The organism is Agromyces sp. Root1464 (assembly GCF_001427265.1).
Taxonomy (GTDB): Bacteria; Actinomycetota; Actinomycetes; order Actinomycetales; family Microbacteriaceae; genus Agromyces; species Agromyces fucosus.
In genome coordinates this window covers 129,394-146,794 of record NZ_LMFU01000002.1, presented here as the reverse complement: position 1 = coordinate 146,794, position 17,401 = coordinate 129,394, and the positions used below count along the sequence as shown (strand labels likewise).

At 69.3% G+C, this 17,401-nt stretch carries 16 protein-coding genes; 5 read left to right on the top strand and 11 right to left on the bottom strand.

Annotation, left to right across the window (positions count from 1 at the left end):
* Window positions 1–14 precede the first annotated feature (14 nt).
* The 5 genes from ASD23_RS06515 to ASD23_RS06495 form a co-directional block, all read right to left on the bottom strand.
* A complete protein-coding gene (locus ASD23_RS06515; protein WP_056008363.1) occupies window positions 15–428 on the bottom strand; it encodes a hypothetical protein in 414 nt (137 codons plus the stop codon).
* A gap of 441 nt (window positions 429–869) precedes the next feature.
* Window positions 870–1,076, bottom strand: a complete 207-nt coding sequence (locus ASD23_RS06510) for a hypothetical protein (protein WP_056008360.1) — start codon at window positions 1,074–1,076, stop codon at window positions 870–872.
* Between the two features lie 164 nt (window positions 1,077–1,240).
* Window positions 1,241–1,561, bottom strand: coding sequence for a hypothetical protein (locus ASD23_RS06505; protein ID WP_235507668.1), 321 nt, complete (start codon window positions 1,559–1,561; stop codon window positions 1,241–1,243).
* Window positions 1,562–1,653: 92 nt separating this feature from the next.
* The gene (locus ASD23_RS06500) at window positions 1,654–2,022 is read right to left on the bottom strand and encodes a hypothetical protein (RefSeq protein ID WP_157377034.1); all 369 of its coding nucleotides are present in this window, start codon (window positions 2,020–2,022) and stop codon (window positions 1,654–1,656) included.
* Between the two features lie 109 nt (window positions 2,023–2,131).
* Window positions 2,132–2,833 (bottom strand): LysE family transporter, encoded by a 702-nt coding sequence (locus ASD23_RS06495; RefSeq protein WP_056008350.1) that lies wholly within the window; start codon window positions 2,831–2,833, stop codon window positions 2,132–2,134.
* A gap of 69 nt (window positions 2,834–2,902) precedes the next feature.
* Here ASD23_RS06495 and ASD23_RS06490 point away from each other — a divergent pair, with 69 nt between their 5' ends.
* The 3 genes from ASD23_RS06490 to ASD23_RS06480 all read left to right on the top strand — a co-directional run bounded on the left by ASD23_RS06490 (window position 2,903) and on the right by ASD23_RS06480 (window position 5,799).
* On the top strand, window positions 2,903–3,322 hold the full coding sequence (locus ASD23_RS06490) for an Lrp/AsnC family transcriptional regulator (protein ID WP_056008347.1): 420 nt from the start codon (window positions 2,903–2,905) through the stop codon (window positions 3,320–3,322).
* 469 nt (window positions 3,323–3,791) lie between these two features.
* On the top strand, window positions 3,792–5,108 hold the full coding sequence (locus tag ASD23_RS19215; protein WP_056008344.1) for a TrkH family potassium uptake protein: 1,317 nt from the start codon (window positions 3,792–3,794) through the stop codon (window positions 5,106–5,108).
* Window positions 5,101–5,799, top strand: coding sequence for a potassium channel family protein (locus ASD23_RS06480; protein WP_235507667.1), 699 nt, complete (start codon window positions 5,101–5,103; stop codon window positions 5,797–5,799). The genes ASD23_RS19215 and ASD23_RS06480 overlap by 8 nt, the downstream gene beginning before the upstream one ends.
* A 97-nt stretch (window positions 5,800–5,896) precedes the next feature.
* On the opposite strand, the gene leuS is transcribed toward ASD23_RS06480, so the two are convergent.
* The 6 genes from leuS to ASD23_RS06450 all read right to left on the bottom strand — a co-directional run bounded on the left by leuS (window position 5,897) and on the right by ASD23_RS06450 (window position 15,873).
* Window positions 5,897–8,473 (bottom strand): leucine--tRNA ligase, encoded by a 2,577-nt coding sequence (gene leuS, locus ASD23_RS06475; RefSeq protein WP_056008341.1) that lies wholly within the window; start codon window positions 8,471–8,473, stop codon window positions 5,897–5,899.
* Window positions 8,474–8,550: 77 nt separating this feature from the next.
* The gene (gene pabB, locus ASD23_RS06470) at window positions 8,551–10,041 is read right to left on the bottom strand and encodes an aminodeoxychorismate synthase component I (RefSeq protein WP_056008336.1); all 1,491 of its coding nucleotides are present in this window, start codon (window positions 10,039–10,041) and stop codon (window positions 8,551–8,553) included.
* A gap of 9 nt (window positions 10,042–10,050) precedes the next feature.
* Complete coding sequence (cydC, locus tag ASD23_RS06465; RefSeq protein WP_056008333.1) at window positions 10,051–11,769, bottom strand: thiol reductant ABC exporter subunit CydC; 1,719 nt, start codon at window positions 11,767–11,769, stop codon at window positions 10,051–10,053.
* A complete protein-coding gene (gene cydD, locus ASD23_RS06460) occupies window positions 11,762–13,444 on the bottom strand; it encodes a thiol reductant ABC exporter subunit CydD (RefSeq protein WP_056008329.1) in 1,683 nt (560 codons plus the stop codon). The genes cydC and cydD overlap by 8 nt, the downstream gene beginning before the upstream one ends.
* Window positions 13,445–14,449 carry a cytochrome d ubiquinol oxidase subunit II gene (gene cydB, locus ASD23_RS06455; RefSeq protein ID WP_056008327.1) on the bottom strand — a complete coding sequence of 335 codons (1,005 nt, stop codon included), beginning with the start codon at window positions 14,447–14,449 and terminating at the stop codon, window positions 13,445–13,447. It lies immediately after the preceding gene.
* Between the two features lie 11 nt (window positions 14,450–14,460).
* Window positions 14,461–15,873: a cytochrome ubiquinol oxidase subunit I gene (locus ASD23_RS06450; protein ID WP_056012643.1), complete on the bottom strand. Its 1,413-nt coding sequence runs from the start codon at window positions 15,871–15,873 to the stop codon at window positions 14,461–14,463.
* Window positions 15,874–15,984: 111 nt separating this feature from the next.
* On the opposite strand from ASD23_RS06450, the gene ASD23_RS06445 reads away from it, so the two are divergent.
* The gene (locus tag ASD23_RS06445; RefSeq protein WP_056008324.1) at window positions 15,985–16,359 is read left to right on the top strand and encodes a BlaI/MecI/CopY family transcriptional regulator; all 375 of its coding nucleotides are present in this window, start codon (window positions 15,985–15,987) and stop codon (window positions 16,357–16,359) included.
* Window positions 16,360–16,378: 19 nt separating this feature from the next.
* On the top strand, window positions 16,379–17,314 hold the full coding sequence (locus ASD23_RS06440) for a M56 family metallopeptidase (RefSeq protein ID WP_056008321.1): 936 nt from the start codon (window positions 16,379–16,381) through the stop codon (window positions 17,312–17,314).
* Window positions 17,315–17,401 lie beyond the last annotated feature (87 nt).

Here is a 17,401-nt window from a genome sequence, read left to right as displayed (position 1 = left end):
CTGCGAGACCTTCGTCAAGAAGCTCCGATCGTCAGCCCGGCGACGACCAAGACACCGCCCGCAAGTACCAGCGCGCCGCCGACGAACAGCACGGTCCGCACCACTGGCCACCCCGTCGATGCAGCGATGGCCGCGGCGATGCCCGTGACGAGGAGCCACAGGATCACGAAGGCCACCGACGCAATCACGATGCCGAGGTATTCCTCACTCGCGTTCATCGCTGCGTTGTCACCGGGCTCCATGGTGGCGCCGGTGTACGTCTGGTACCCGTGGATGCTCAGCGAAATCAGAAGCGCGACGTACATCGTGGGCACCAGCGCCAGGACCGACAGAGAGATGATCGAAACCAGTCCACCGGTCGATCGCTTGTGCTGGATGGCTGTGTCTCTGTTCGTGTCCGTGTCTCTGTCCGCTTCGAGTTCAGTCACGGCGCGAGCCTATCGGGAGGGGCGTTCTCGTGTTCATCACGCCGGGATGCTCCTTCGCGCGAACCGAGGGCAGCGGGTTCTCTATTCGAGCAACCCCGCGAACGTTCCGTCGCGATCGAGCTACCTCAGCTTCCACCCCCGCCGCCGATCCCAGTGCTACGCCCAGCATCCGCCGCGTAGGCACGCGCCATCGATTCGGCATGCGATGCATCTCCATGAGTCCCGGAATAATGCTCGCTGAGTGAGCGGTTCCGGCGCTCGCGAAGAACGAGGAGCGCGGTCGCGACGACTGCGAGCACGACGATGACGACGACCGCAACGACAATCCAATCCATCGTGATCCTCCACCTCCGTTGGCGCACACCCTACATCAGGGGCGGGCAGGCCAAGTAGGTGCACCGTGATCACCGGGCGGCTCACGTCAACACCGCGCCTCGGAGCCTACGACAGCACCATCGACCAGATGATGGCGATCGCCAGCGCCAGCAGCACCCCGCCGAGGATCAGCACCGCTCGAAGGATGCGCCGCCGGCTCACGCTTCCGCGCTCGACCGATGAGCGGGAGAGCTTGTCGAGGTTCGGGCTGATGGCCTGGTACGGAGGGTCCTCGCGACTGCGCGGAATCTCCTCTTCACCATTCACGTTCATGCTGAAGCCCTTCTGCTCGCATCAGGCGGTCCTGCGGCGGGTGTGCTGAGTGTCTCATCCCCACGCGACGTCGTACACCCGCGCCGGGCGGGGGTCATATCCCACCCGTTCACGCGCATCTGCGTTTGCGCTCGGGTCCGACGGGCTCGAGCTGTGATCCGGTCTCAGGCAGAGACGGCGACGACTGACTGTTCCGAAGTCCTCGACCCCTGTGCGCGGGGTCGACGGATGCGTCGTCGCGCCGGCCGCAGGAACGACTCACGATGATGCGCGGGCACGTAGAGGCGACCATGCCGAGCGGCGCGGCTCGGCCGTACGATCAGCCCGATGCAGACGATCGCCACGCCGGCCATCGAGACGGATGCCCCGCATGCGACGATCATGAGGGCGATGCCGACCTGGTCGGCTGAACTCGCCGACCCCTCGCCGAACGCCGACGAGTGCGCGAGCATCGCGGCTCCGGTCACCATGACAACCGCGCCCACGATCGTCATGGTCCCACCCACTTGCCTGAGCTTCTCACCCTGCGCCACCGCGCCACCTCATTCCTGTCTGCTGGGGTCGTCGTCGAGCGAGGTCACCCGGTGATCACCTGCTGCTCGCCGGTGAGCGCCGAGCCCGTCCGCCTGGCCGGGCGCTCATACGTCGCTCGATGCACGGCCGGCACGTATCGACTGGCTCGTCGGGTCGCGCGCTTCGAACTGCTGCGCTTCGGCCGGAGCACGAGCCCCATGCACACGAGGCTGACGCCTGCGATCGCGGCCGCTGCTCCGGCTGCGGCGACGAGCAGTGCGACGTCGCGTTGCTCGCCGGTGTCGATGGACACCGTGCCGAACGCCGACGCGAACGCGAGCATCGCCGCACCCACCACCATGCCGATGAGACCGACCATCGTCACCGCGCCGCCGACGCGCATGAGCTTCTTGCCAGCCTGCATCGTTGTCACCCCCAGGTACACCTTCTCCTCAACAGAGATGTCCGGGTATGGGACCTTGGTTGCATCTTGGGTCGCTCGACCCGACAGGAGCGCTCATCGCAGGCCTTCTTGCCGTGCGCTACACCACCTGCGCGATGAGCACCGCGCCGAGCACCGCCACGATGGCGTTGCCGATGACCGCAGTCCAGTTCCTGAACGAGGCGCCGGTCTTGTGCCGCAGGCCTGCTCCGAGCGCGACGAGGAGCGCTTGCCATGCGAACGACGCCACGGCGACGCCGACCACGAAGCCGACTTGGGCGGCGCCCGACGATGCCGTCTCCCTCAGGCCGGGGAGGATCGCGACGAAATACAGCAGCGTCGCCGGGTTGATCGCGGTCAGCCCGAGGAAGAGCGCATATCGAACCCATCCGGTGGTCGACGTCGACGGGGTCGACCACGACGGGGTCGACCCCGTCACGGGGATCGAACGAGCCGCCGATCCCAGCGCTCGTGTCGAACTCGTGGCGGCAGTCGGGCGTGCCGCGGGCCTGCCCTTCACGAGTCCGTGGATGCCGAGCGCGATGAGCACCGCCCCGCCGCCGATCTGGGGCCAGGGCGCCCACGTGGTGATCATGGGGCTCAACACGGCGCCCGCCGCCACCGCACCGGCGCAGTAGAGCGTGTCCACCGTCGCGACAGCAGCGGCACCCGGAAGCCCGCCCGGCAGGCCCCGCAGGATTCCCTCCTGGACGAGGAGCACGCCGATCGCGCCGAGCGGCGCTGCCAGCGCCAGGCCGGCGACCGCGCCGGCGAAGAGGCCGATGATGAGGTCCGTGTGCATACGACGATGATCCGCCCTGGTTGACCTGCACACTGCGCAAACATCCTGTCGCCTGAGAGAATCATCTGCATGGATGCCGTAGACGAGAAGATTCTCGATGTTCTCCGAGTCGACGGGCGCGCTTCGTTCAGTGCGATCGGCCGTCAGGTCGGTCTCAGCACGAACGCGATCGCCGCTCGGGTGCGTCGCCTGGAGAAGTCGGGGGTGATCGTCGGGTATCGGGTCGTTCTCGCTGCCGATACGCCGGAGAGCACCGCGGGTCTCGAAGCATTCATCGACGTCCGCCTCGATCCCGCAGAAGACTCCGAGGCGTTCCTGGCATGGGCCCGGCTGGTGCCGGAGATCCGCGATGCAGTCCACGTCACCGGTGCCTACGACTACCTCCTGCACATCGGGGTTCGCGACACTGCGGCGCTCGACCGCCTCCTGCGAAGCCTGAAGAAGCAGGGTGGTGCCGCTCACACCCAGACTCGTCTCGCGCTCCGCTGAGCCTGGCCGCACCATCTGCGACCCTTCAGCGATCATCGACTGGAGATCGCCGCCCGTAACACATGGCACCATCCGTGTTCCGGCTGCTAGCCTCGGCCTTACCAGCGCGTACGGCGGCGGCTCTGTTTCGGGTACTCTGCCTCCTCTCGACCGGACGCGTTGAGTCGGACGAAGAGATCAGAGGGGGGCAACCGCTCTTCGCCCCTGAAATGACGCGAGCGCGAGTGCGTGCGCCATCGATGGAACCGCGACCCTACCCGCGTAGGACATCGATGGCCGGGCCGGTGAGACCTCTTCACCGGCCCGGCGGCTCATCTCCGAAGATGCGCGCCAAGCCGGATTCGGGCGCCGGGGCGATCTGGATCGGGACGTGCCTTCGATTGAGTGTCGGAGAGGCTACAGTTTTCCGGTGACCACTCGCGCACCCGCCGCAGCTGGACGGCAACGGCGCCGACTCGTTCGGCTTCGGATGCATCCGGCTCAGACGGTCGTCACGGGCTTCGCGCTCGCGATTCTCGCCGGCACCGCCCTGCTCATGCTGCCCATTTCGAAGGTCGGCCCCGGCGGCGGCTCCTTCGTCGATGCACTGTTCACGGCGACGTCGGCGGTGTGCGTCACCGGGCTGACGGTCGTCGATACACCGACCTACTGGACTCCGTTCGGCCAGGTCGTGATCATGGCGCTGATCCAGCTGGGCGGGCTCGGCATCATGATCTTCGCCTCCCTCATCGGCCTCGTCCTCGCACGCAAGCTCTCGGTCCGCTCGCGGCTCAACACTGCCGCCGAAGCGAAGGCGGTCGGCTTCGCCGACGTCCGCGGGCTGGTGCGCGGCATCCTGAAGATCACCGTCCTCATCGAATTCGGCGTCTTCCTCCTCCTCGGCGTGCGGTTCATGCTGGGATACGGGTACGGCGTCGGCGAGGCGGCCTGGCACGCTGCGTTCCTCGCGGTGTCATCGTTCAACAACGCCGGCTTCGCGCTCTACACCGACAATCTCATGGGGTTCGTCGCCGACCCGTTCGTCTGCCTCCCGATTTCGGCGGCGATCATTCTCGGCGGGCTCGGTTTCCCCGTCATCATGCAGCTCCGCAAGGAGTTCACGAAGCCGCTGCACTGGTCGATGAACACGAAGCTCGTGCTCTGGGGCAGCGCGGTGCTGCTCATCGGCGGCACCGCATACATCACCCTCATCGAGTGGAACAATCCCGCGACGCTCGGGACCCTCGACCCTGGCGCACGGCTGCTCGCGGGATTCTTCCAGTCGGTGCAGACTCGCACCGCGGGGTTCAACTCCATCGACATCGGCGCGATGCACGACGCGAGCTGGCTCGGGATGGATGTGCTGATGTTCATCGGCGGCGGGCCGGCCGGCACGGCGGGCGGCATCAAGGTGACCACGTTCGCAGTGCTCTTCTTCATCATGCTCACCGAGCTCCGCGGCGAAGGCTCGGTGAACATCTTCGGCAAGCGGCTGAGTCGAGCCGTTCACCGCCAGGCCATCACCGTCGTGCTGATCGCCGTCGCCGCGGTCGTCGCCGGAACCGCCGTGCTGTTGCTGCTGACCGGCCTCGACCTCGACCGGGTCCTCTTCGAGGCCGTCTCGGCATTCGCCACCGTGGGCTTGTCGACCGGCATCACAGCCGGCCTTCCCGATGCGGCGAAGGTCGTGCTCGTGCTGCTCATGTTCCTGGGCCGGCTCGGCCCGCTCACCCTCGGCACCGCCATCGCGCTCCGCGAACGCCGAGTCCTCTACGAATTCCCCAAGGAAAGGCCAGCCATTGGTTAAGTTCCCGTTCTTCGGCGGAGACACGTCGCGCCGCATCGCCGAGGCCGACTCCGTCGCGGTCATCGGGCTCGGCCGCTTCGGCAGCGCCCTCGCCGTCGAGCTGATGGCGGGCGGCACCGAGGTGCTCGGTATCGACCTCGAGGAAGATCTCGTCCAGGCCCTCAACGGCCAGCTCACCCAAGTGGTGCGAGCCGACTCCACCAAGGAGGAAGCGCTTCGCCAGCTCGCCATCGATGAGTTCGACCGTGTCGTCGTCGCCATCGGCGGTGACGTGTCAGCCTCGATCCTCACCTGCTCGGTCCTGCTCAGCATGCAGATCCCCGTGATCTGGGCCAAGGCCGTCGACGATCGTCACGGGCTCATCCTCGAGCAGCTCGGCGTGCATCACGTGATCTACCCCGAGAAGGACATGGGTCGCCGCGTCGCGCACCTGGTCCGCGGCGCCGCGCTCGACTACATCGAGGTGGCGCCGGGATACGCGCTCGTGAAGACGGCAGCGCCATCGCTGCTGCACGGAAAGCGCCTCGGTGACACCGGCATCCGTGCCAGCCACGGCATCACCATCGCCGCCTACCAGCACGACGACGAGCCCTGGCGGAACGCCGACAACAACACCCTCCTGCACGACGGGGACACCGTCCTCGTCGTCGGCCCGACGAGCAGCGCCGAAGCGTTCGCGCAATTGCGCTGAGGGAGGCGGACTCCCGCAGCGGTTCGAGCGGCAACGCACTCGTCTCGGGAGGGTACGCATTCGCCGGCCGCCCGCTTCGCGCGGGCGCGCCGGGACGTCAGCCCTTCGTCGCGATGTTCACGATTCGAGGAGCGCGCACGATCACGTTGACGATCTCGCGCTCGCCGATCGAGCGCACGACCGCTGCCGAGGCGCGCGCCATCGCCTCGAGCTCGTCGCCCGAGATCTTCGGCGACACCTCGAGCCGGTCGCGCACCTTGCCGTCGACCTGCACGATCGCGGTGACCGACTCCTCGACGAGGAGCGCCGGGTCGGCCTTGCGCCACGGCACGAGAGCCACGGTCGGCTCGTATCCGAGTCGCTGCCACATGTCTTCGGCCGTGAACGGGGCGAAGAGATCGAGGATCATCGCCGTGACCTCCGCCGCCTCACGGACCGCAGCGTCACCGGCGCCTGCACCTGAGTCGATCGCCTTGCGCGTCGCGTTCACGAGCTCCATGAGCCGCGCGACGACGACGTTGAACTTGAAGGCCTCGACGAGACCCGGCGCGTCGGCGAGCAGGCGGTGCGTGATGCGCCGAAGCGACGGGTCGCCCGTCTTCCACTCGACCTCGGGGCTCGAGGTGACCTCGCCCGAGATGCGCCAGGCGCGGGCCAGGAACTTCGAGGCGCCGACCGGGGAGACATCCGCCCAGTCGATGTCGTCTTCGGGCGGGCCGGCGAACGCCAGGGTGACGCGGAGCGCATCGGCGCCGTGCGCCTGCAGCTCGCTCGCGAACTCGACCAGGTTGCCCTTGGACTTCGACATCTTGGTGCCGTCCATGATGACCATGCCCTGGTTCAGCAGCGACGTGAACGGCTCGGTGTAGCTCAGGTAGCCGAGGTCGAAGAGCACCTTCGTGATGAATCGCGAGTAGAGCAGGTGCAGGATCGCGTGCTCGACTCCGCCGACGTACTGGTCGACAGGGGCCCACTTCTCGGCCTCCGCCGGGTCGAAGGCGCGCGTGTCGTCGGTGGGATTCAGGTAGCGCAGGTAGTACCACGACGAGTCCACGAACGTGTCCATGGTGTCGGAGTCGCGCCGGGCGGCTCCCCCGCAATTCGGGCACGCGACGTTGACCCAGTCTTCGGCCGCACCGAGCGGGCTCGCGCCCTTCGGCTTCAGGTCGAGCCCCGCGGCATCCGGCAGTCGCACCGGAAGCTCGCTCTCGGGAACCGGCACCTCGCCGCAGTCGGGGCAGTGGATGATCGGGATCGGCGTGCCCCAGTACCGCTGGCGCGAGATGAGCCAGTCGCGCAGGCGGTAGTTCTTCGACGAGCGGCCGAGGCCGCGCTCAGCGAGGATCTCGATCACGCGGCGGATCGCGTTGGACTTCGAGAGCCCGTCGAGGGGGCCCGAGTTGATGAGCCGGCCCTCGCCCGCGAGCGCGACGCCGGTCGACGCCGGGTCTTCGAGCGTGACGAGCTCGTCGGGCAGGTACGGGTCGCCGTTCTCATCGAGCGGGATGACGGGGATCACGCCGGTGACGGGCGCGTTCGTGTCGACGACGACGCGCACGGGCAGGTCGAAGGCGCGGGCGAAGTCGAGGTCGCGCTGGTCGTGCGCCGGCACGGCCATGATCGCACCGTGACCGTAGTCGGCGAGCACGTAGTCGGCGGCCCAGATGGGCAGGCGCTCGCCGTTGACCGGGTTGATCGCGTAGCGCTCGAGGAACACGCCCGTCTTCGGGCGGTCGGTCGCGAGCCGGTCGATGTCGCTCTCGGCCCGCACCGAGTCGACGTAGTCCTGGAAGCGCATGCGCACTTCTGCGGAGGCCCCGCTCGCGAGCTCGGCCGCGAGGTCGGAGTCGGGGGCGACGACCATGAAGGTGGCACCGAAGAGCGTGTCGGGGCGCGTCGTGAAGACCGGGATGCGCTCATCGCGCCCCTCGATCTCGAATTCGACGTCGGCGCCGGAGGAGCGGCCGATCCAGTTGCGCTGCATCGACAGCACCTTCGACGGCCAGGCGCCCTCGAGCTGGTTCAGGTCGTCGAGCAGGCGGTCGGCGTAGTCGGTGACGCGGAAGTACCACTGCGTGAGGGCCTTCTTCGTGACGACCGCACCGCAGCGCTCGCAGTGGCCGTCGATGACCTGCTCGTTGGCGAGCACCGTCTGGTCATTGGGGCACCAGTTGACCTGACCGGCCTTGCGGTAGGCGATGCCCTGCTCGTAGAGCTTCAGGAACAGCCACTGGTTCCACTTGTAGTACTCGGGGTCGCTCGTGTGGAGCTCGCGCGACCAGTCGAACGACGGCGCGTACTGGCGGAACGACTTCTTCTGCTGCTCGATGTTCTCGTAGGTCCACCCGCGGGGGTCGATGCCGCGCTTGATGGCGGCGTTCTCGGCGGGCAGGCCGAAGGAGTCCCAGCCGACCGGGTGCAGCACGTCGAAGCCCTGGTGGCGCCAGTACCGGGCCACGGTGTCGCCGTAGCCGAATGCCTCGGCATGGCCCATGTGCAGGTCGCCCGACGGGTACGGGAACATGTCGAGGATGTACTTGCGGGGCCTCGTGTCGCCGGGGAGCCCGGCACGGAACGGCTCGGACTCATCCCAGACGGGAAGCCACTTCGCCTGGATCGCGGCGAAGTCGTACGCGCCGGCGTCGGCGTGCGCTGGGTCCTGGTCGTGTGCCACGTGACTCTCAATCGTGTATCGCTCGGGGAGGGCTTCCGGGCGCGCCGGAACGCGGCGCACTCGGACATCCAGCCTACTCACTCCGAGACGGGCACGTCCGCGCCCAGCACGGCGAGCAGCGCGCGCGCCTTGACGCGCGTCTCCTCGACCTCCTCGGCCGCGACGGAGAGCGCGGTGATGCCGCCGCCGGTGCCGATCGACGCGCCGCTCGGAGTGAGCACGATCGAGCGGATCACCATCGCGAGGTCGGCGCCGCCGTCGATGCCGAGGTAGCCGAACGCACCGGAGTAGACGCCTCTCGGCCCCTGTTCGAGCTCGTGCAGGATCGTCATGGCGCTCCGCTTCGGCGCTCCCGTCATGGAGCCGGCGGGGAACGCGGACTGCACGGCGTCGAGTGCGGTGAGCGGATGCCGCAGCCTCGCGATCACCGTCGAGACCAACTGGTGCACGTGGGCGTACTCCTCGACGTCGAGCAGGCTGGGCACCTCGACCGTGCCGAGCTCGGCGATGCGGCCGAGGTCGTTGCGCATGAGGTCGACGATCATGAGGTTCTCGGCGCGTTCCTTCTCGCTCTCGAGGAGTTCGCGGCGAAGGGCGGCATCGGCGTCGGGGTCGTCGCTTCGGGGCCGCGTGCCCTTCATGGGCTTCGTGGAGACGAGCCCGTCGGCGTCGACGTGCAGGAACTGCTCGGGCGAGGCGCTGAGGAGCGCCGTGTCGCCGAACCGCAGGTAGCCGCCGTGGTGGCTCGGGCTCGACGTCCGCAGGGCGAGATAGGCGGTCGCCGGGTCGGGATGCACGTCGACGTCGACGCGGTTGGTGAGACACAGCTGATAGGCGTCGCCGCGCACGATCGCCGCCTGGCATTCGGCGATGAGCTGCGCGTACCGCGCGGCATCGTGCCGCCATCGGCTCGGCACGCTGACGGTCCGCGCGCTCGTCGGGTGCGATGCCGACGAGGTCACCGGCACGGATGTCGCGTCGAGCCGCTCGATCGCGCTCGCGAGCTCGGCCGCCCATGCTTCAGGCGTCTTCCGTGCCTCGCGCTCGTCGTCGCCGCCATCGCCATCGCCGTCGATCCAGACGAGCCGCACCGATCGTGCGCCGTGATCGAACACGATCGCCCGGTCGACGAAGAGGAACGCGGCGTCCGGCGTCTCCGCCTCAGCGATCGGCACGCCCTCGAGGTGGGCGCCGAGTTCGTACCCGAACCACCCGAACCAGCCGAGGGGCGCGGCGGCATCCGCTCCGGCGGAGTCCGTCTCGGCGGCCGGGCGATGCGCGGCGAGGGCACCGCCGAGCACCTCGAAGATCGACGCCGCCGACGTGGCGGGTTCGGCACCACCCGACTCGGCCGACCGCGGGCGGCTGCGAGAGACGGTGCCGCGGATCACGTCGGTGGTCACGAACTCGGAGCCCTCGTGCGCGACGGCGAGCACGCTCGAGCCCGACGCGGCATCCGCTCCCCCGTCGAGCCAGACGACATGCGCGGACTCGGCGAAGAATGCGCGGAAGACCGCCTCGGGGTCGCGCCACACCGGCAGGGCGAGCTGGCGGACGCGACGCGGCATCCTCTCAGCCTAGATCGCCGGCAGGCGACCGTCTTCGATCGTCACGACACGATCGACGAGCGAAGGGTCGACGGGCGCGTGCGAGATGAGCACGACGCTGCTGCCCGAGCGGCTCGCGGCATCGGTCAAGTCGCGGAGCAGCGCGTCGGCCCGTGCCGGATCGACGCTCGCCGTGGGCTCATCGAGCACGAGCACCGGGAAGCGCGCGAGCATCGCCCGGGCCAGGGCCAATCGCTGCGCCTGTCCGCCCGAGACGAGCGCGCCGCGCTCTCCCACCCTGGCGTCGAGCCCGCCGCGCTCGTCGACCCATTCGCGCAGGCCCACGCGCTCGAGCACCTCGAGCAGTTCGTCGTCGGTCGCGGTGGCGCGAGCGAAGATCAGGTTCTGCCGCACATCTTCATCGAAGAGCCAGGGTCGCTGCTCGACGAGCCCGACGATGGCGCGCACGTCGGCCGGGTCGAGGGTCGAAGCCTCGACACCGCCGAGACGATAGGAACCCTCGTAGTCGAGGAAGCGCACGAGCACGTGGGCGAGCGTCGTCTTGCCCGCTCCGGATCCGCCGCGGACGAGGAGCCGCTCGCCCGGCGCGATCGCGAGGTCGACACCGGTGAGGGCCGCGCCTCGGTCGTCGCCGGCCAGGCCGGAGCCCGTGCCGTCGGTGTTCACGAGCGCCGGCCAGCTCGCCTGCACTCCGCGCAACTCGACCATCGGCGGCGCACCACCGCTGGGCGGTGCCGCAGGCGATGTCGGCATGATCGGGATGCCGGCCGGCACGGAGTCGGGCACGGCACTCGCGACCCGGGCGGCGCTGGCGCGCGCGAGCCGGAGCGACGACGCCGCGAGCGGCACCGCCGTCGCGACCTCGGCGATCGCGAGCGGCACGAGGCAGAGCACCGCGAAGGTCGGACCGTCGATGCGGCCGCCCTGCAGGAGCGGCACGGCGGCGGCGAGGCTCGCGGCCACGGCGAAGCCGCCGATCGCGCTCATCGCCGCCGCCGCGACACCGGTCGCCGCCGCACGCGAGCGGGTCGCCGCGGCATACCGGGCGCCGAGCGCGTCGATGCGGCGCCGCCCGGCGCCCGCGGCGTCGAAGGCGACGAGCACGTCGAGAGCCTGCACGTGCTCGACGATCGCCGCCTGGAGGTCGCCGCGGAGGGGGGCCGTCGTGCGTTCGGCATGGACGAGCGCCCGCTGTTGCACGAGGAGCGCCACGCCGATGCCGACGGCCAGGCAGATCAGCACGGCGATCGCCGACTCGGGCGCGAGGAACCCCATGCCGACGACGGCCGCCACGAGCACGATCGCCGCGCTCACGAGCGGCTGCACCGCCCGCAGCGGCACGTTCTGCAGCTCGTCGACGTCGCTCACGAAGCGATCGAGCAGGTCGCCGCGACGCGTCGCCGCGATGCCGTCGGGTGCGATCGGGAGCATGCGCTCGAACACGTTCGCGCGGATCATGGCGAGCTGCCTGAACGACGCGTCGTGGCCGCTCAGCCGCTCGAGGTACCGGAAGACCGAGCGCCCGAGGGCGAACGCCCGCACGCCGACGATCGCCACCGACAGGTAGAGCACCGGCGGCTGCTCGGCGGCACGCGCGATCAGCCATGCCGAGCACGCGAGCAGCACGATGCTCGAGCCTGCTGAGCCGATGCCGAAGAGCACGGCAGGCAGGAGCCGGCGCGGGCTCGGGACGGCGCGACGAAGCATTTCGCGGGCGGGATCAGACATGTGCGGGCTCCAGCTCGATGACACGATCGGCGCGGCCGGCGAGTGCTGCTCGGTGGGACGACACCACGACGATGCGTCCCTCGGCGGCGAGCTCGAGCAGGGCATCGCCGAGCGCCGCCTCGCGGTACTCGTCCTGCGCCGAGCTCGGTTCGTCGAGGAGCAGCAGCGAGGCGTCGCGCGCGAGCAGTCGATGGATCGCCCGGGCGGTCGCGACACGCTGCGCTTGGCCCCCCGAGAGGCCCGACCCGCCGGGTCCGAGGCGCAGCTGGGGGTCGAGTTCAACACCCGCGAGCCGGCACGCGCGCGTGCAGAGCCCGGGGTCGGCGCCCTCCTCGCCGAGTCGCACGTTCGAGGCGATCGTCCCGGCGAGGAGCGCCGGCGTCTGGCCCGACCACGCGATCCGCGACCGACCGCTCGCGTCGGCACCTGTTGGGGCTCCGTGGCCGGGGCCGCCGACCACCGCCCCGTCGAGCCGCGCGACGCCCTCGAGCGGCACGAAGCCGAGGAGCGCCGCGAACAGGCTCGACTTGCCCGAGCCGCTCTCCCCCGTCACCGCGACGAGTTCGCCGCGAGCTGCATCGAGGTCGAGGCCGTCGATCACGGCCCGGTCGCCCCGCATGACCCGGATGCCTCGGAGGTGCAGCCCGCCCGCGGCATCCGCGCCCTCGTTCGCCTGGTCGGCCGGGGCGACCGCGGACGCGCGCGCCGGAGCGCGAACCGCCCGTTCCGCGGCGTCGAGCAGATCGAACGCGTCGGCCGAAGCGGCGACGCCCTCGGTCGAGGCGTGGAACGCGGCACCGACGTTCCGGAGCGGCAGGAAGACCTCGGGCGCGAGCACCAGCACGAAGAGGCCCGCGATCAGCAGCATGTCGCCCGCGACCAACCGAAGGCCGATCGAGACCGCGACGAGCGCCACCGACAGGCTCGCGGCGAACTCGAGGGTGAAGCCCGAGAGGAACGTGATGCGCAGCACCTTCATGGTGTGCGAGCGATAGTCGTCGGTGACCGCCCTGATCCTGGCGGTCTGGCGCTCGGCCCTGCGGAAGAGCAGCAGCGTCGACAGACCGCCGACGACCTCGAGGAACCCACGCGAGAGCGAGGCGAGGCTCTCCCACTGGCGACGCTGCACGGCCTCGGTGGCCATGCCGATGAGCGCCATGAACACGGGGATGAGCGGCAGCACGATCACGAGCACGAGCCCCGAGAGCGGATCGGCGACCCACGCCATCGCGATGAGGATCGGCGTGACGACGATCGTCGACACGAGCTGCGGCAGGTACTGCCCGAAGTAGGCGTCGAGGGCGTCGAGGCCGGGACCGAGCAGCGTCGCGATCCGCGCCGTGGGAAAGTCGGGAAGACCCTCGGGCCGCGCCTCGAGCGCCAGGAGCAGTTCGCTCCGGAGCTCCGCCTTGACCCGGGTGGCACCGGCCGACCCCACGACGTCCCAGAGCCACGCGGCGACGGCGCGAACGGATGCCGCGGCGACGAGCAGCACAAGGAGCGGTACGGCATCGGGCATCGCCATTCCGTCGATGAACCCGGTGACGAGGGATGCCAGCGCCCATGCGAACGCCACGATCGCGGCACTCTGGACGAGGGCGAGGGCACCGCCCGCGGCGAGGAAGCCGCGAGCGGCGCGGGAGCGGCGAAGGAGGCGCGGATCGAGCGGCTTCACCTAGTGCGCTGCCGCCTCGATCGACGCGCGCGTGACGCGCTTGCGGAAGACCCAGTACGTCCACCCCTGGTACAGCAGCACCAGCGGGAGGAAGACCACGGCCACCCAACTCATGACGGTGAGCGTGTACGTCGTGCTCGAGGCGTTCACGATCGTGAGGCTGTTCGCCGGGTCGTTGGAGGCGGGCATCACGTCGGGGAACAGCGCCGCGAAGAGCGACAGTACCGCGGCGGCGACCGTGACGGCGAGCAGGGTGAAGGCGATGCCCTCGGCACCGCGCCGATTCGCGAGCCATCCGCCGATGAGCGCCACGGCTGCGGCGACCGCGAGGATCCAGAACCAGAACGTGCCGAACGCGAGGCCGGTCCAGAGGAGGAAGAGTGCCGCGACGACGATCGTGATGAGCCCCGACCTCGCGGCGAGCCGCCGTGCCCGCTCGCGCAGCTCCCCCTCGGTCTTCAGCGACGCGAACACGACGCCGTGGGTGAAGAAGAGCAGCAGCGTCGTGACGCCTCCGAGCAGCGCGTACGGGTTCAGCAGGTCGAAGAGCGTACCGGTGTAGTTGTGATCCGCATCGAGCGGCACCCCCTGCACGATGTTGGCGAAGGCGACGCCCCAGAGCAGTGCCGGCACCGCCGAGCCGACCACGATCATGCCGTCGAACCACTTCTTCCAGCGCGACTCGGGTCGCTGGTGGCGGTACTCGAAGGAGACGCCGCGAGCGATGAGTGCGAGCAGGATGAGCAGCAGCGCGAGGTAGAACCCGGAGAAGAGCGTGGCGTACCACTCGGGGAACGCCGCGAAGAGCGAGGCGCCCGCGACGATCACCCACGTCTCGTTGAGGTCCCAGACGGGCCCGATCGTGTTGATGAGCACGCGACGATCGGTCTCGTCCTTCCCGAGGAACGGCAGGGACATGCCGACGCCGAAGTCGAAGCCGTCGAGTACGAAGTAGCCGACGAACATGAAGGCGACGATCCAGAACCAGAGCACGGTGAGATCCATGGGGTGTCCTCCTAGTAGACCGTCGTGGCGGGTTCGACGCGGCCGGTTTCGGGATCGGGTTCGCCGAGCTCCGGCGGCCCCTTCTTGATGGCCCGGATGATGAGACGCACCTCGACGACGGCGAGTGCGCCGTAGATCAGGGTGAACGCCACGAGGGAGATCAGCACCTCGAGCCCGGTCACGTTCGGCGAGACCGCCGATTCGGTGGGGAGCAGGCTGAAGACGATCCAGGGCTGCCTGCCCATCTCGGTGAAGATCCACCCGACGATCATCGCGGCGAGCGAGAGCGGGAAGCTCCAGATCGCGACCTTCCAGATCCAGGCCTGCTTGGGCATGCGGCCCTTGCGGGTGAGCCAGAGGCCGACGACGGCGACGAGCACGTGAGCGAGGCCGAGCCCGATCATCCAGCGGAACGCCCAGTACGTGACCCAGATGATCGGCGCGTAGTCGCCGGGACCGTAGAGCTCCTGGTACTGCGCCTGCAGGTCGTTGATGCCCTCCACGCAGCCGTCGAAGGTGTGCGTCGACAGGAACGAGAGCAGGTAGGGCACGCGGATCGAGAAGAGCTCGCTCGAGCCGTCGGGGGTGCCGAGGGTGAACAGCGAGAACGAGGCATCCGCACCGCAGACGGTGTTGTAGGTCGCCTCGGCGGCCGCCATCTTCATGGGCTGCGTCGCCACCATGGCGAGGCTGAGCTGGTCGCCGAAGAGGGTCGTGAGGATGCCGGAACCCACCATCACCCAGAGGCCGAACTTCAGCGCGGGGCGCATCGAGTCGAGGTGCTGGTTGCGGGCGAGGTGCCAGGCGGCTGCGCTGATGATGAGGCCGGCCGCCACCATGAAGCTCGCGGCGATCGTGTGCGGGAACGCCGCGAGCGCCACCGGATTGGTGAGGAGTGCGCCGATGTCGACGAGCTCTGCACGACCGCGTTCGACGTTCATCTCGTAACCGACCGGGTTCTGCATGAAGGCGTTCGCCGCGATGATGAAGTACGCCGACGCGATCGAGCCGATGGCGGTGCACCAGATCGTCGCGAGGTGGATGCCGCGGGGCAGCTTGTCCCAGCCGAAGATCCAGAGGCCGATGAAGGTCGCTTCGAAGAAGAAGGCGAGCAGGCCCTCGAGCGCGAGCGGGGCCCCGAACACGTCGCCGACGAAGCGCGAGTACTCCGACCAGTTCATGCCGAACTGGAACTCCTGCACGATGCCCGTCACGACGCCCATGGCGAAGTTGATGAGGAAGATCGTGCCGAAGAACTTCGTGATCTTCAGGTACTCGAGCTTGCCGGTGCGGAACCACGCGGTCTGGAAGACGGCGGTGGACGTCGCGAGGCCGATCGTGATCGGAACGAACAGGAAGTGGTACACGGTGGTGAGCCCGAATTGCCATCGGGCGAGCAGCAGCGGGTCCAGCAGCTCGTTCACGGATGCCCCTTTCACACGCGATCGCGTTGTGATGCCGTCTCGTTCTACACGTCGTAGAACGTTCTTCTACAGAGCGTAGAACATTTCGCTCTTGGACGGTAGTCTGGAGATATGGCGAGTCTCGGCGAACTGGAGCGCTCCGTGATGGAGGTGCTGTGGTCGCGCGACGCCGCGCTCACGGCCAACGAGCTGCGCGACGCCCTCGCCCTGAGCGACGACGAGCCCGGCCGCGCCGTCGCGACGACCACCGTGCTGACCGTGCTGTCGCGACTCGAGCGCAAGGGGTTCGTCACGCGCGCGAGAGAGACCCGCCCGCACCGCTACCGCGCGCTCCTCACCCGTGAAGAGCACACCGCCGAGCTCATGCACGAAGTGCTCGACCGCGCCAGCGACCGCGATGCCGCGCTCGCCAGATTCGTCGGCACGGTGAGCGCCGGCGAGGCCGCGACGCTTCGACGCCTGCTCGACGACCTCTCCCGCTCCTGACCATGGTCGCCTCCTGATCATGTTCGCCGTCGCGGTACTGCTCGGCGGGTTCGCCCTCCTGCTCGCCTGGCCGATCCCCCTCATGCTGTCGCGCGCGGCCTGGCCCGCGCACTCCCCTGCGATCGCCCTCGCGCTCTGGCAGGCGATCGCCCTCGGCGGCGGCCTGTCGATGATCGGCTGCCTGCTCGTCTTCGGCGCTTCCCCGGCCGGATCGCTGCTCGGTGCGGCTGAGGCGCTTCTCCCCCATCTCTTCACGGGACCGATTCCCCCCGAGTTCGGAGTCGTGCACGTCGCGGCGCTCACGCTCGCCGCCGGGCTTGCGCTGCACCTCGCGCTCAACCTCGCGCTGACCGCCGTGCGTGCCGAGCGCGAACGTCGCCGTCAGCATCAGCTCATCGACCTGCTCAGCGATCCGATGCCCGGTCAGCCGAGAACCCGCGTGCTCGCCCACCCCGTTCCCCTCGCCTACTGCGTGCCGGGCATCCGCACCGCGACCGTGCTCACCGACGGCCTCATCGACGCCCTCGACGAAGCGGAGCTGCGAGCCGTGATCGCGCACGAACGCGCGCACCTCGACCAGTTGCACCATCTCGTCCTCCTCGCGTTCCGCGCCTGGCACAGCTCACTGCCCTGGTTCCCCATCGCCAACCGGGCCGAGCGTTCAGTCGTGCTCCTCGCGGAGATGCTCGCCGACGATCGAGCACGACGCGAGGCCGACGACGACGCCCTGCGCCGTGCAATGCTGCAAGTGGGCAGCGGCGGCGAGCCCGGTGCCTATGCCGACTCCGGCGGCGTCGTTCCCGACGTCTCGATGCTCGAGGCGAGACTCGCCCGCCTCGGCGAACCGCAGCGACCCTCTGGCCCGCTGACGGCCTCCGCCGTCGTGTGGACCGCGGCGATCATCGTCGCCGTGCCGATCGCCGCCCTGCTCGCCACCCTCGGCGTGGTCGCCTGATCCCCCGACCACGAGCCTGACCCCGACCCCGGTACGAGCCACCCCGCCGCCGAATCAGCCTGCGGTCTGATGTCGTCGTTCAGGGCG

Bases quoted from the DNA above. Each gene is read 5' to 3' on its own strand.
- ASD23_RS06510 (WP_056008360.1), bottom strand. From the start codon at position 1,076: ATGAACGTGAATGGTGAAGAGGAGATTCCGCGCAGTCGCGAGGACCCT.
- ASD23_RS06495 (WP_056008350.1), bottom strand. From the start codon at position 2,833: ATGCACACGGACCTCATCATCGGCCTCTTCGCCGGCGCGGTCGCCGGC.
- ASD23_RS06490 (WP_056008347.1), top strand. From the start codon at position 2,903: ATGGATGCCGTAGACGAGAAGATTCTCGATGTTCTCCGAGTCGACGGG.
- ASD23_RS19215 (WP_056008344.1), top strand. From the start codon at position 3,792: ATGCATCCGGCTCAGACGGTCGTCACGGGCTTCGCGCTCGCGATTCTC.
- pabB (WP_056008336.1), bottom strand. From the start codon at position 10,041: ATGCCGCGTCGCGTCCGCCAGCTCGCCCTGCCGGTGTGGCGCGACCCC.
- cydC (WP_056008333.1), bottom strand. From the start codon at position 11,769: ATGTCTGATCCCGCCCGCGAAATGCTTCGTCGCGCCGTCCCGAGCCCG.
- cydB (WP_056008327.1), bottom strand. From the start codon at position 14,449: ATGGATCTCACCGTGCTCTGGTTCTGGATCGTCGCCTTCATGTTCGTC.
- ASD23_RS06445 (WP_056008324.1), top strand. From the start codon at position 15,985: ATGGCGAGTCTCGGCGAACTGGAGCGCTCCGTGATGGAGGTGCTGTGG.
- ASD23_RS06440 (WP_056008321.1), top strand. From the start codon at position 16,379: ATGTTCGCCGTCGCGGTACTGCTCGGCGGGTTCGCCCTCCTGCTCGCC.